Origin of the sequence: Stenotrophomonas sp. PS02300 (genome assembly GCF_029959395.1) — a bacterium.
Lineage (GTDB): Bacteria > Pseudomonadota > Gammaproteobacteria > Xanthomonadales > Xanthomonadaceae > Stenotrophomonas > Stenotrophomonas maltophilia_AD.
In genome coordinates this window covers 1-12,249 of sequence record NZ_JASCOP010000118.1, presented here as the reverse complement: position 1 = coordinate 12,249, position 12,249 = coordinate 1, and the positions used below count along the sequence as shown (strand labels likewise).

At 68.8% G+C, this 12,249-nt stretch carries 11 protein-coding genes; 7 read left to right on the top strand and 4 right to left on the bottom strand.

All coding sequences use genetic code 11. From position 1 onward, the window contains the following. A partial coding sequence (locus QMX79_RS16900) for a tRNA guanosine(34) transglycosylase Tgt (protein WP_282247769.1) occupies window positions 1–546 on the bottom strand: 546 nt, incomplete at its 3' end. 58 nt (window positions 547–604) lie between these two features. After that, window positions 605–1,672 carry a tRNA preQ1(34) S-adenosylmethionine ribosyltransferase-isomerase QueA gene (queA, locus tag QMX79_RS16895; RefSeq protein WP_282247768.1) on the bottom strand — a complete coding sequence of 356 codons (1,068 nt, stop codon included), beginning with the start codon at window positions 1,670–1,672 and terminating at the stop codon, window positions 605–607. Between the two features lie 212 nt (window positions 1,673–1,884). Here queA and QMX79_RS16890 point away from each other — a divergent pair, with 212 nt between their 5' ends. Together QMX79_RS16890 and QMX79_RS16885 are read left to right on the top strand one after the other, a co-directional pair. After that, window positions 1,885–3,381, top strand: coding sequence for an aminotransferase class III-fold pyridoxal phosphate-dependent enzyme (locus tag QMX79_RS16890; protein ID WP_282247767.1), 1,497 nt, complete (start codon window positions 1,885–1,887; stop codon window positions 3,379–3,381). Window positions 3,382–3,421: 40 nt separating this feature from the next. Continuing rightward, window positions 3,422–4,021 carry a TIGR00730 family Rossman fold protein gene (locus QMX79_RS16885; RefSeq protein WP_282247766.1) on the top strand — a complete coding sequence of 200 codons (600 nt, stop codon included), beginning with the start codon at window positions 3,422–3,424 and terminating at the stop codon, window positions 4,019–4,021. Here QMX79_RS16885 and QMX79_RS16880 read toward each other — a convergent pair. Continuing rightward, complete coding sequence (locus tag QMX79_RS16880) at window positions 4,011–6,896, bottom strand: EAL domain-containing protein (protein WP_282247765.1); 2,886 nt, start codon at window positions 6,894–6,896, stop codon at window positions 4,011–4,013. The two genes, QMX79_RS16885 and QMX79_RS16880, sit on opposite strands and share 11 nt — an antisense overlap. A 205-nt stretch (window positions 6,897–7,101) precedes the next feature. Between QMX79_RS16880 and QMX79_RS16875 the strand changes: the two genes are divergently transcribed. The 5 genes from QMX79_RS16875 to QMX79_RS16855 all read left to right on the top strand — a co-directional run bounded on the left by QMX79_RS16875 (window position 7,102) and on the right by QMX79_RS16855 (window position 11,199). Beyond that, window positions 7,102–7,656: an RNA polymerase sigma factor gene (locus QMX79_RS16875; RefSeq protein ID WP_282247764.1), complete on the top strand. Its 555-nt coding sequence runs from the start codon at window positions 7,102–7,104 to the stop codon at window positions 7,654–7,656. After that, window positions 7,653–8,564 (top strand): hypothetical protein, encoded by a 912-nt coding sequence (locus tag QMX79_RS16870; protein ID WP_282247763.1) that lies wholly within the window; start codon window positions 7,653–7,655, stop codon window positions 8,562–8,564. Before QMX79_RS16875 ends, QMX79_RS16870 begins: the two co-directional genes overlap by 4 nt. A 10-nt stretch (window positions 8,565–8,574) precedes the next feature. After that, complete coding sequence (locus QMX79_RS16865) at window positions 8,575–9,183, top strand: YigZ family protein (RefSeq protein WP_282247762.1); 609 nt, start codon at window positions 8,575–8,577, stop codon at window positions 9,181–9,183. Next, window positions 9,176–10,942 (top strand): ABC transporter transmembrane domain-containing protein, encoded by a 1,767-nt coding sequence (locus QMX79_RS16860; RefSeq protein WP_282247761.1) that lies wholly within the window; start codon window positions 9,176–9,178, stop codon window positions 10,940–10,942. Before QMX79_RS16865 ends, QMX79_RS16860 begins: the two co-directional genes overlap by 8 nt. Window positions 10,943–11,010: 68 nt before the next feature. Beyond that, window positions 11,011–11,199 (top strand): hypothetical protein, encoded by a 189-nt coding sequence (locus tag QMX79_RS16855; protein ID WP_282247760.1) that lies wholly within the window; start codon window positions 11,011–11,013, stop codon window positions 11,197–11,199. A gap of 116 nt (window positions 11,200–11,315) precedes the next feature. Here QMX79_RS16855 and QMX79_RS16850 read toward each other — a convergent pair. After that, the coding region (locus QMX79_RS16850; RefSeq protein ID WP_282247759.1) for a prephenate dehydrogenase at window positions 11,316–12,249 on the bottom strand (934 nt) is incomplete at its 5' end.

Below are 12,249 nucleotides of genomic sequence, written 5' to 3'. Positions count from 1 at the left end.
CGACCGGCCGTGTGGGGGGGGCGGGGGGGGGCGGGGGTGGCCCCCGGCCAGGCTCAGCTCCATCGAGGTGCGCGCCACCGGCTCGGTGGCCGGGTACGGGGTGCACTCGTCGAAGATCATCACGATGTCCGAATCGAGCACCTTCTGGATCTTCATGCTCTCTTCCGGGCCCAGGAACACCCGGGCGCCGTCGGTCGGCGAGGCGAAGGTGACGCCCTGCTCGGTGATCTTGCGGCGGTGGGCCAGCGAAAACACCTGGAAACCACCGGAATCGGTCAGGATCGGCCCGTTCCAGCGCGCGAAGCCGTGCAGGCCGCCATGGTCGGCGATCACGTCCAAGCCCGGGCGCAGATAAAGGTGGAAGGTGTTGCCCAGGATGATCTCGGCGCCCAGGGCGCGGATCTGCTCCGGCAGGATGCCCTTGACCGACCCATAGGTACCCACCGGCATGAAGGCCGGGGTTTCCACCGTCCCGCGCGGGAAGGTCAGGCGGCCACGGCGGGCGCGCCCGTCGGTGGTCTGGAGCTGGAACTGGAGTCGGGACATGGAGCGGGCATTCGGGCAAATAATTGCCGATTATCGCCGAAAACCGCCGCCGACGCGCTCAATCCCCCTGCGGGAACAACAACATGGCGTCGCCATAGCTGAAGAACCGGTACTTTTCCTCGATCGCGGCGCGGTAGGCCTCGAACACCCGCGCCTGCCCGGCGAAGGCGGAAATCATCATCAGCAGGGTGCTTTCAGGCAGGTGGAAGTTGGTGACCATCGCGTCCACGCTGCGGATCCGGTAGCCCGGGGTGATGAAGATCTGGGTCTCGCCGGCATACGGCAGCAGTTCGCCGTCGCGCATCGCGCTCTCCAGCGCGCGCACCACCGTGGTGCCCACCCCGATCACGCGGCCGCCCGCGGCGCGGGTGCGGCGCACCTGCTGGACCAGTTCCGGGCCCACGTTGAGCCACTCGCGGTGCATCACGTGGTCCTTCAGGTCGTCGGCCCGGACCGGCTGGAAGGTGCCCGCGCCCACATGCAGGGTGACGTGGCCGAAGCCCACGCCCTGCGCGGCCAGCGCCGCCAGCAGCCCTTCGTCGAAGTGCAGGCCGGCGGTCGGCGCAGCCACCGCGCCTACTTCGCGGGCGAACACGGTCTGGTAGCGCTCGCGGTCGTCCAGCCCCGGCTCGCGCTGGATGTACGGCGGCAGCGGCAGCCGCCCGGCGTGCAGCAGCCACTGTTCCAGTGGCTCGGGCACATGGAACTCCAGCACGTAGAACTCTCCATCGCGGCCCAGCACCTCGGCCTCGCCGCCGGCGTCGAGCGCGATCCGGCTGCCCGGCTTCGGCGATTTGCTGGCGCCCACCTGCGCCCGGGCCTGCTGCGCACCGAGCAGGCGCTCGATCAGGATTTCCACGCGGCCGCCGCTGGCCTTCTGGCCGAACAGGCGGGCCGGGATCACCCGGGTATCGTTGAATACCAGCAGGTCGCCGGCCTGCAGCAGCGCCGGCAGGTCGCGCACCTGGCGGTGTTCGAACGCCGCCGGGGCCTGCGGCACCACCATCAGGCGGCTGGCCGAGCGCTCGGCGAGCGGAGCCTGGGCGATCAGTTCAGCGGGAAGGTCGTAATGGAAGTCGGACTTCTTCAAGGGAGCGCACGGCAACGTGTAGACAATGTCGGGCATTGTACGACTGGCCCCCGGTGGCAACGCGAGAAGCGCTGAACGTCGCGCAAAATGCTGCTTTGCAACAGTTTTTTGCGGGGTTATCGCGCGAAAAACCGCGTGATAGCATCGAACCGGAAGTCTGATGCATGAGCCGCATTGCCCCAGGCGCGCGCCCCCGGTCGCGCGTTTTGCATTTGCGCCATGCCGCCAATCGTTTCAGGAGATCTGCAATGAGCTTCATCGAACGCCTCGCCCCCCTTCGCGCCCAGCCCGGCACCCGCCTCACCGCCGGCCTGGATGACGCCACCCTTGAACGCCTGGCTGCCGGCCACCCGCAGCTGGTGGCGGCCGTTGAAGCCGCCGCCGCCGAATTCGAGCGCGTCCGCGCCGACCTGGACGATGTGCTGGCGCTGGATGAGCGCGCCCAGATCGATGCGATGCAGGACGGCTTCGTCAATTTCTACGCCGATGACGCGGTGACCCCGTACGTCGCCCTCGCCGCCCGCGGCGCCTGGGTAGTGACCCTGAAGGGCGCCGTGCTGTACGACGCCGGCGGCTACGGCATGCTCGGCTTCGGGCATACCCCGGAGGCGGTGCTGGAGGCGATGGCGGCCCCGCAGGTGATGGCCAACGTGATGACGCCCAGCCTGTCGCAGCAGCGTTTCATCAAGGCGCTGCGCGCCGAGATCGGGCACCGCCGTGGCGGCTGCCCGTATGCACGGTTCATGTGCCTGAACTCCGGCTCCGAAGCGGTCGGCCTGGCCGCGCGCATCGCCGACGTCAACGCCAAGCTGCAGACCGACCCGGGTGCCCGCCACGCCGGCGCGAAGATCAAGCGGGTGGTGGTCAAGGGCAGCTTCCACGGCCGTACCGACCGCCCCGGCCTGTACTCCGATTCCAGCCGCAAGACCTACATGCAGCACCTGGCCAGCTACCGCGGCGAGGACACCGTGATTGCCATCGCGCCTTACGACGAGGAGGCCCTGAAGCGGGTCTTCGCCGAGGCCGAGCAGAACCACTGGTTCATCGAGGCGATCTTCCTGGAACCGGTGATGGGCGAAGGCGACCCCGGCCGTGCGGTGCCGCCGTCGTTCTATGCGCTGGCCCGTGAACTGACCCGCCAGCACGGCAGCCTGCTGCTGCTGGACTCGATCCAGGCCGGCCTGCGCGCGCACGGCGTGCTGTCGATCGTGGATTACCCCGGCTTCGAAGGCCTGGACGTGCCGGACATGGAGACCTATTCCAAGGCCCTGAACGCGGCGCAGTTCCCGCTGTCGGTGCTGGCCGTGACCGAGCATGCCGCGCAGCTGTACCGCAAGGGCATCTACGGCAACACCATGACCAGCAACCCGCGGGCGCTGGACGTGGCCTGTGCCACGCTGTCGCTGCTGACCCCGCAGGTGCGCGACAACATCCGCCAGCGCGGCGAAGAAGCCGTGCGCAAGCTGGAGCAGCTCAAGGCCGAGCTGGGCGGGCTGATCACCAAGGTGCAGGGCACCGGCCTGCTGTTCTCCTGTGAGCTGGCCCCGCAGTTCAAGTGCTACGGCACCCATTCCACCGAGGAATGGCTGCGCAACCACGGCATCAACGTGATCCATGGCGGCGAAAATTCGCTGCGCTTCACCCCCCATTTCGGGATGGACAGCGACGAACTGGACCTGCTCGTGAACCTGGTCGGCCGCGCCCTGAAGGAAGGCCCGCGCCGGGAACAATCGCAGGCCGCCTGACGGCCGTGCGAGAATGGGAGGTTTCCAGCGGAAACCTCCCATGAAGTCCATCTGCGTCTACTGCGGCTCCAACGCCGGCAGCAAGCCCATCTACACCGAACGTGCCATCGCGCTGGGCGACCGTATCGCCCGCGATGGCCTGCGCTTGGTCTACGGCGGCGGCAACGTCGGCCTGATGGGCACCGTGGCCAATGCCGTGCTGGCCGGCGGCGGCGAAGTGACCGGGGTGATCCCGCAGCAGCTGGCAGACTGGGAAGTGGCCCACCGCGGCCTGACCGAACTGGAAATCGTCGGCTCCATGCATGAGCGCAAGTCGCGCATGTTCGAGCTGTCCGACGCGTTCGTGGCCCTGCCCGGCGGTTTCGGCACCATGGAAGAAATCTTCGAGATGCTCACTTGGCGCCAGCTCGGCATCGGCAACAAGCCGTGCGCCTTCCTCGACGTGGACGGCTTCTACGCGCCCCTGATCGGCATGATCGACCGCATGGTCGAAGAGCGCTTCCTGCACCCGGACCAGCGCGCGGACCTGTGGTACGGCTCGGACATCGACGCGATGCTGGACTGGATGCGCGCCTATGAGCCGGCCCAGGCCTCGAAGTGGATCGACGAGAAGCGCCGCACCGCGCTGATCAGCCCGTAACGAACGTATCCATCGGCGCGGGGCGACCAAGCAGGTAGCCCTGGCCGTAATCACAGCCCAGCTGCAGCAGGGTCTGCCGCTGGGCCATGTTCTCGATGCCCTCGCCTACCGTTTCAATGCCCAGCGTGCGCGCCAGCGACAGCACGCCCTGCACCAGCGCGTAGGTGCTCTGCAGGTCCTGGCCATGCAGGCCGGCGATGAAGCTCTGGTCGATCTTGAGCGTGGAAATCGGGAAGCGGTGCAGGTAGGACAGCGCCGAGAAGCCGGTGCCGAAATCATCCAGCTGCACCAGCACGCCGCGTTCGCGCAGCGTCTGCAGGATCCGCAGCGTGCGCGGGCCATCGTCCAGCAGCGCCACTTCGGTGATCTCCAGCCGCAACCGGTGCGGATCGGCACCGGCCGCTTCGATCAGGCCGAACAGGCGTGAACTGAAATCGGCCGAACGGAAATGCCGCGGCGACACGTTCACCGACAGGTAGCCTTCGCCCCCGCGGGCGAGCTGGCCGATCACTTCTTCGTAGAGCAGCCAGTCGACCTGCTCGATCAGCCCGCTTTCCTCGCCCAGGTCCAGGAACGCGCTGGGCAGCAGCAGGCCGCGGCGTTCGTGGCGCCAGCGCAGCAGCGCCTCGTAGCCCACCACCTGGCCATCGGTCAGGCGCACGATCGGCTGGTAATACGGCAGGAAATCACGGTTGTTGATCGCCCGGCGCAGGTCCGCTTCCAGGTCCAGGCTGCGCAGCGCTTCTTCGCGCATGGCTTCGTCGAACACCGCGCAGCGGTCCTTGCCCTGGGCCTTGGCCCGGTACATCGCCGCGTCGGCGTCGCGCACCATCTCCTCGCCATTGCGGTAACGCGGGCTCCACATCGCGATGCCCAGGCTGCCGGACGGGAACAGCTCGCGGCCCTGCACCCACATCGATTCTTCCAGCGCCACCAGCATGCGCTGCGAGAACTCGCGCGCCGAGGCCAGCCCCTGCTCGCATTCGAGCAGGATCGCGAATTCATCGCCACCCAGCCGCGCCACCACGTCATCGCCGCCCACCATCGAGACGATGCGCTTGGCGACCTCCACCAGCATCTGGTCGCCGGCGGCGTGGCCGATGCTGTCGTTGACCAGCTTGAAGCGGTCCAGGTCCAGGAACAGCACGGCAAAGCGCAGCCCGTCGCGCGAACGCGCACGCGCGATGGCATCCTCCAGCCGGTCCAGCAGGTGCGCGCGGTTGGGCAGCCCGGTCAGCGCGTCATGCAGCGCCTGGTGGGTAAGCCGCTGTTCGGCGCGCAGGCGCTCGCCGATCTGGCCCAGCAGCTTGCCGTTGACTTCGGCCAGCTCGCGGGTGCGCTCTTCAACGCGCTTTTCCAGCTCGGCATGCGCGTTGCGCAGGCGCTCCTGGTCGCGCTGGCGGGCCAGCCCGTTGCCGATGTTCTGGGCCACGAAGGTGAGCAGGCGCTGGTCGTGCGCGGTGAAACTGATCTCCGGCGAATAGCTCTGCACCACGATCACGCCGACCACGTCGTCATCGCTCAGCAGCGGCACGCCCAGCCAGCAGTGCGAGCGCGCGCCGAACTCGTTCACGCTGCCCGAGGCACGCAGTGCATCGATGTGTTCGCGCGAGGCCAGCAGCGGCTGCCGGTTGCGCACGATGTATTCGGTAAGGCCCTTGCTGAACGGTCGTGGCGCACGCGCCGGGTTGTACTCGTCCACCGAGTAGACGAATTCCAGGCCTTCGCCGGATTCATCGACCAGGGCGATGTAGAAATTGCGCGCATCCAGCAGCGTGCCCACCACCCCGTGCACCTGCACGTAGAACTGGGCCAGGCTTTCAGCACTCATCGCCATCTCGGCGATGTTGAACAGGGCCAGCTGCAGCTTCTCGGCGCGGCGGCGTTCGATCACCTCGTCCTGCAGGCTGTGGTTGGCCCGCTGCAGTTCCAGCGTGCGCCGCTCCACCTGGCGCTCCAGCTGCACCTGCGCCTGGCGCCGGTCCATCGCGGTGAGGATGTGCTGGGCCACGTAGCCCAGCAGCGTGCGGTCGGCTTCGTTGTAGCGCACCCGGTGTTCGTAGCTCTGCACTACGATCGCACCGCAGACCCGGCCCTCGCGCAGCATCGGCACGCCCAGCCAGTCCAGGCTTTCCGGCCCGCGGCTGGGGTCGTATTCGTCGCTCATCGCCGCCAGCAGTTCGTTGGACGGCCCGCTCAGCGGCTGCCCATGGCGCAGCAGGGCGAAGGTCAGGCTGCGCGGCATTTCGTGTTCTTCGTAGCTGCGGTCCGGATCGGCCACGAAGCTGTCGCGCTGGTCGGCGAAGTACAGGAAGCGGATCCGCCGGCGCACGTCGTCGTACTCGACGATGTAGCAGTTCTGCGCGTACATCAGCGAATTGAGCACGCGATGGAAGTGCCGCAGCATCTCGGCCATTTCCAGGTCGGCACCGGCCAGGTCGGCGATCTCGTAAAGCGCCTGCTGCAGCCGCTTCGAGTTTTCCAGCGAACGGATCTGTTCACGCTGCCGGGCCAGCGCCAGGGCGTCCTGCAGGCCGGTACGTGCCGCCGCCCACCAGGCGTCATGGGGTGCCGTCCCGTCGGGCAGTGCCACGCGGATCGCGAGGTCGCCGCCCTGGTGCTGCCAGCGGTACAGCGCACCGGTGTCCGGCGCCGGCGGCGGGCCCAGCAGGGCGTCCAGCAGCACGTGCCCGGGTTGGGTGGACGGCGGGTGGCTGATGCAGCCGTCGCCCAGCGCGGCGTCGGACCAGCCCAATGCGAGCTGCGCGCCCTCGGGCAGCAACGCGCACAGCGTCCGCGCAAGCGCGGTGGATACCACCGCGCCACGGTCCGGATGCCCCGAGGTCGTCACTGCCTGGCTGGACAACATGTTCATCTCTTCTGGCGCCGGAGAACCGGCACCTCCCCTGTACCCCGAGCATAACGCGCCCCCCGGGGGGCAATGGAAGCCCTTGACCCCATTGCCTGCCCTGGGCCGTTGTTCGCTGTGTCTTCCCGCTGGGTCCACCCTTGTGAATTCCGCCGCAGCTCCTGTCCCGCGCCGCTATGCGCAGGCCCATTCAGCGCTTACTCTGTGCGCCGTGGATGCCGCTGCCCTGCCAACCGACGAATCGCTGATGCTGGCCTGGGCCGGTGGTGACCTGCGCGCGTTCGAGGCCCTGTACGCCCGCCACCGCAACCGCCTGTACAGCTTCCTGCTGCGCCAGCTGCGCGATGCGGCGCTGGCCGACGAGATGTTCCAGGACGTCTGGCAGCGGGTGATCGCCGCACGCGAGGGCTGGCAGCCCGAGGCGGCCTTCACCACCTGGCTGTTCCGCATTGCCCATAATCGGCTCAACGATCATTGGCGGGCGTCACGCCATCGGCCCACGGCGCCCGGCGATGCCGACGAGCGGGTGGCGCGGATGAGCGACACCCGCACCCCGGAGAGCCAGCTCTCCGATTTCGAGCAGCGCCGCCGCCTGCAGCTGGCCATGGAGCAGCTGCCCGATGACCAGCGTACGGTGCTGCAGCTGCGGCTGGAACAGGAACTGAGCCTGGAGGAGATCGCGCAGATCACCGGCGTGGGCCGTGAAACGGTCAAATCGCGGCTGCGCTATGCGATGGACAAGCTGCGCGCGGAGTTGAGCCCATGAACCGCCCTGATCCACTGACGCCGGAAGAACGCGAGCTGGCCCGCCTGCTCGGTCGCCCCGCGCCGGCCGCGCCGCCTGCGGCCGTGGACGAGGCCGTGCTGGCCGCTGCGCGTGCGGCGGTGCAGCCTGGTGCCGTCGCTGACGGCCCCCCGGCAGCTGCTGCCCCGGTGCGCGGCACGACCCGCCCGCGCTCCCGCCTGCCTGCGGTGTTCGGCCTGGCGGCTTCGCTGGTGTTCGCGGTGGGCATCGCCTGGCAGCTCAAACCCGAAGCACCGCCGCCGGCCGCGCCGGTACCGGCGGCGGCGGAACCCGCTGCGGATGCGGCGGCCGATGCCCCGGCTGCTGCCGAAGCAGGCCCCGCTGCTGCAGCCACGGCCGAAGCCGCCGCGCCAGTGAGCGCGGAGCCCGCAACGCCCGCTGCAGCGACCAGACCACAGGCCGCGCGTGCTGCGTCGGCGCCCAAGACCGCGCCAGCCCCCTTGCCGCCGCCTCCGCCGGCACCGGCCCCCATGGCGGCGCCGATGGCAGCACCCAGCCCGCCCGATGCCGTGGTGCAGGCCGATGAGGCCACCGCACTCGACCGCGTGGTGACAACCAGCAGCCGCATCGACGAATCACGTGAACGCACCCAGGCCAAGGGCGCTCCTGGTGTGATGCGTCGTGCCGCACCTGCAACTGCCCCTGCGCCTGCTGCGGCGTCGGCCTACGGCACGTTGTCGGCCAATGCCATCACCGTGGCGGTGGATGCCGACGCCGCACTGCCCCGCCGGCAATGGCTCAAGCGCATCCGCGAACGTCGCGACGACGGCGACGTGGATACCGCGCGCGCCAGCCTGGAACGCTACCTGCAGCACTACCCGGAAGCGCGCATTCCGCAGGATCTGCGCGAGCTGCTCGACCCCCACTAGAATGGCGGGGATGCCCGATACACTCGCCACCGCCGTCAGCCACAGCCTGGAAATCAAACACAGCCGTTTCGTCGCGCATGCCGCGCCGATCGGGTCTGCCGAAGACGCGTTGGCGTTCCTGCAGCAGGTGGCCGTGCCCGATGCCACCCACAACTGCTGGGCGTACCGCCACGGCAACGAGTACCGCTCCAGCGATGACGGCGAACCGGCCGGCACCGCCGGCCGCCCGATCCTGGCGGCCATCGACGGCCAGGGCTTCGATCGCGTCATGGTGGTGGTGATCCGCTGGTATGGCGGGATCAAGCTGGGCGCGGGCGGGCTGGTACGGGCCTATGGCGGCACCGCCGCCGAGTGCCTGCGCACCGCGCCACGGCTGCCGCTGGTGGCGCTGACCGAGCTGACCGTGCAGGCCGCATTCGAGGACCTTGGCGCATTGCATGCCGCATTGGCGGCGCACCTGGCCGAAAAACTGGACGAAACGTTCACCGCCTCGGGCGTGGAACTGCACGTCCGCCTACCCGCCGATCAGGCCGACCCGTTGAAAACCCGCCTGCGCGACGCCACCCGTGATCGTATCCGCGTGCATTCGCGCACCGAACCAGGCCTTGTCCATGACTGAACCCTCTTCCGCACCGGAACCCGCGCTGCGCCGCCTTGGCAGCCTGGGCACGTTGTGGCCGTTCGTGCGCCGGCACGGCGGGCTGTTCTCGGCCTGGCTGGTAGCGCTGGCGGTCTCCTCGACCGCCACGCTGAGCCTGCCCCCGGCGGTGAAGCTGATGATCGACCACGGCTTCAGCGGCAACGGGCAGATCAACCGCGCGTTCGCCCTGCTGTTGCTGGTAGCAGTGGTGCTGGGGCTGGCCACGGCGGCGCGCTTCTTCTTCGTCTCGCTGCTGGGCGAGAAGGTGGTGGCCGACCTGCGCAGCCGCCTGTATGCCCACCTGATCTCCCTGGGCGCCGGCTTCCACGACCGCAGCCGCAGCGGCGAGCTGGTCTCGCGGCTGACCGCCGACAGCGAACTGCTGCGCAGCGTGATCGGCTCGACCATGTCGGTGGCCCTGCGCAGCAGCGTCACGGTGGTGGGCAGCCTGGTGATGCTGTTCGTGACCAGCCCGCGCCTGGCCGCATGGTCGCTGGTCGGCATTCCGCTGGCGGTGCTGCCGATCGTGATCGGGGCGCGGCGCGTGCGTGGCATTTCGCGCGCCAGCCAGGACCGTATCGCCGATGCCAACAGCCTGGCCGCCGAAACGCTGGGCGCGGTGCGCACGGTGCAGGCGCACGCGCGCGAACCGTATGAACGCAACCGCTTCAACGAAGCACTGGCCGAATCGATCCGCGCCGCGCGGCGCCGTATCGGCGCGCAGTCGCTGGTGACGGCCACCGCCATCGTGCTGGTATTCGGTGCCATCGTGGGCGTGCTGTGGCTGGGTGCGCATGACGTCAACGACGGCCGCATGACCGCCGGCACCCTGGGCCAGTTCGTGCTGTACGCGCTGATCGGCGGTGGCTCGGTCGGTGCGCTGGCCGAAGTATGGAATGAACTTCAGCGCGCGTCCGGCGGCATGGGCCGCATCGCCGAGCTGCTGCACGAAGACATCGAAATCACCGCGCCGCGTGATCCGTTGCCGTTGCCGCAGCCGCTGCGCGGCGAGATCCGCTTCCAGGACGTGGTCTTCCATTACCCACAGCGCCCTGACACCGCGGCACTGGCGCACTTCGGCCTGCATGTGCGCCCGGGCGAAACCGTGGCGCTGGTCGGGCCTTCCGGCGCCGGCAAGAGCACGGTGCTGTCGATGCTGCTGCGCTTCCATGATCCTGCCGCTGGCAGCGTACTGGTGGATGGCGTGGACGTGCGCAGGGTCGATCCGGCGCAGCTGCGCGCACAGATGGCACTGGTGCCGCAGCAGCCCACGCTGTTTGCCAGCAGCGCGCTGGAGAACATCCGCTACGGCCGCCTGGAAGCCAGCAACGAAGAGGTGCAGCGTGCCGCGGAAGCCGCCGAAGCCGACGAGTTCCTGCAGGCACTGCCCGATGGCTACCTGAGCGAGCTGGGCGAGCGCGGTGCGCGCCTGTCCGGTGGCCAGCAGCAGCGCATCGCGATCGCGCGTGCGCTGCTCAAGGACGCGCCGATCCTGCTGCTGGACGAGGCCACCAGCGCGCTGGATGCGCAAAGCGAACGTGCGGTGCAGCAGGCGCTGGAGCGCCTGATGGCCGGGCGCACCACGCTGGTGATCGCGCACCGGCTGGCCACGGTGCTCAAGGCCGACCGCATCGTGGTGATGGACCACGGGCGGATCGTCGCGCAGGGCACCCACGCCGAGCTGCTGGCCGAAGGTGGGCTGTACGCTGAACTGGCCAAGCTGCAGTTCATCGATTGATGACGCACCGATAACGCGGCAGGTTGCATGGTGGCAGCGCCCCATGAACCTGCTGCAGGAGGTGTTTGATGTCGTTCCGTCAGTTTCCCGCGACCGATGCCAATGGCGAAGACCATGTGGTCATCGAATTCAAGGACGAGGCCGGCGATACCGCCGCCGACCCGCATGTCCGCTACGAATTGGCCGATGGCCGTCATCTGGTCCGTGAGGGTCGGATTTACCGGACCAGCGGTGGCGAGCTCACCCTGACCACCTGACTGGTCAATTAATCGCCACCCATCTTGACAGCGTTGCCCCACGGGGGCTGCGCACGGTTATCCACATGCTTGTCCGCATTTCATCCACACCCCCTGTGGATGAATGCGACAGGCTGTCAGCGCGGCAGCACCCGCCCGATGCCGGTGGCGTCGATTTCCACCGCCGCCCGCTGCAGCGCGTCCAGATCGCTGCCGGCCACGAAGCCCATCCGGAAATGCACTTCGCCACCCGGGGTGCGCGAGGAGTGGATGGAGGCCAGGCTGACCCCGTGCCGCTCGAACACATGCAGCAGCTCACGCAGTGAACCCGGGCGATCCTCCGGCAGGTGCACGCTGATCGCGTTGCGCTCGGTCAGGTCGGCCAGCAGGTAGCCCACCCGTTCAAAGGTGTAATTGCCCGCCTCCAGCAGCGCCTTGCCCTGGTGCTCGCGGTTATCCAGCAGCAGCCGCTCACGGAACGCGGCGCGCGCGGCATCATCGCCCTGCTCCACCTGCCGGCGCAGTGCCTGCAGCTGGCCCAGCAGGCGGTCCAGCATCGGCGCCACGTGCGGGTTGCCGAACTGGATGTCCTCGTAGATGGCCGGATTGAGTGAGAGGATGCGCGCGATGATCGCCGTATCCAGTTCGAACGAGGCCGAGCGGTACGGCATCAGCTCCGACAGCGGCCCCAGCAGCGGCGCGTACTCGCGCAGCACCCCCGCCTGGGCCAGGTGGGTGGCATGCACCATGGCCTGCACCAGCGCCATCACCTGGTCGTGGTGCTCGGGCGTGGCGCGCACGCACTCGGCTTCCAGCGCCGCGCACAGCTCGTCTACCCATGGCTGCCAGTGCGACAGGCGCGCTTCGCACACCACCATCACCCGGCCCTTCAGCGTGGGCGCCTTGGGCGGTGCGGTCATCGGGTGCAGGCCGACCACCTCGGCCTGCGAGGCCAGCATCGCAGCCACCGGCTCGCTCTTTACCGAGGTCACATCCAGCCACAGCCGGCCGGCGTCGCGGCCGGCCGCACGGGGGCCCGAATCGGCCATCAAGGCCGGCGGGGGGTGGTAT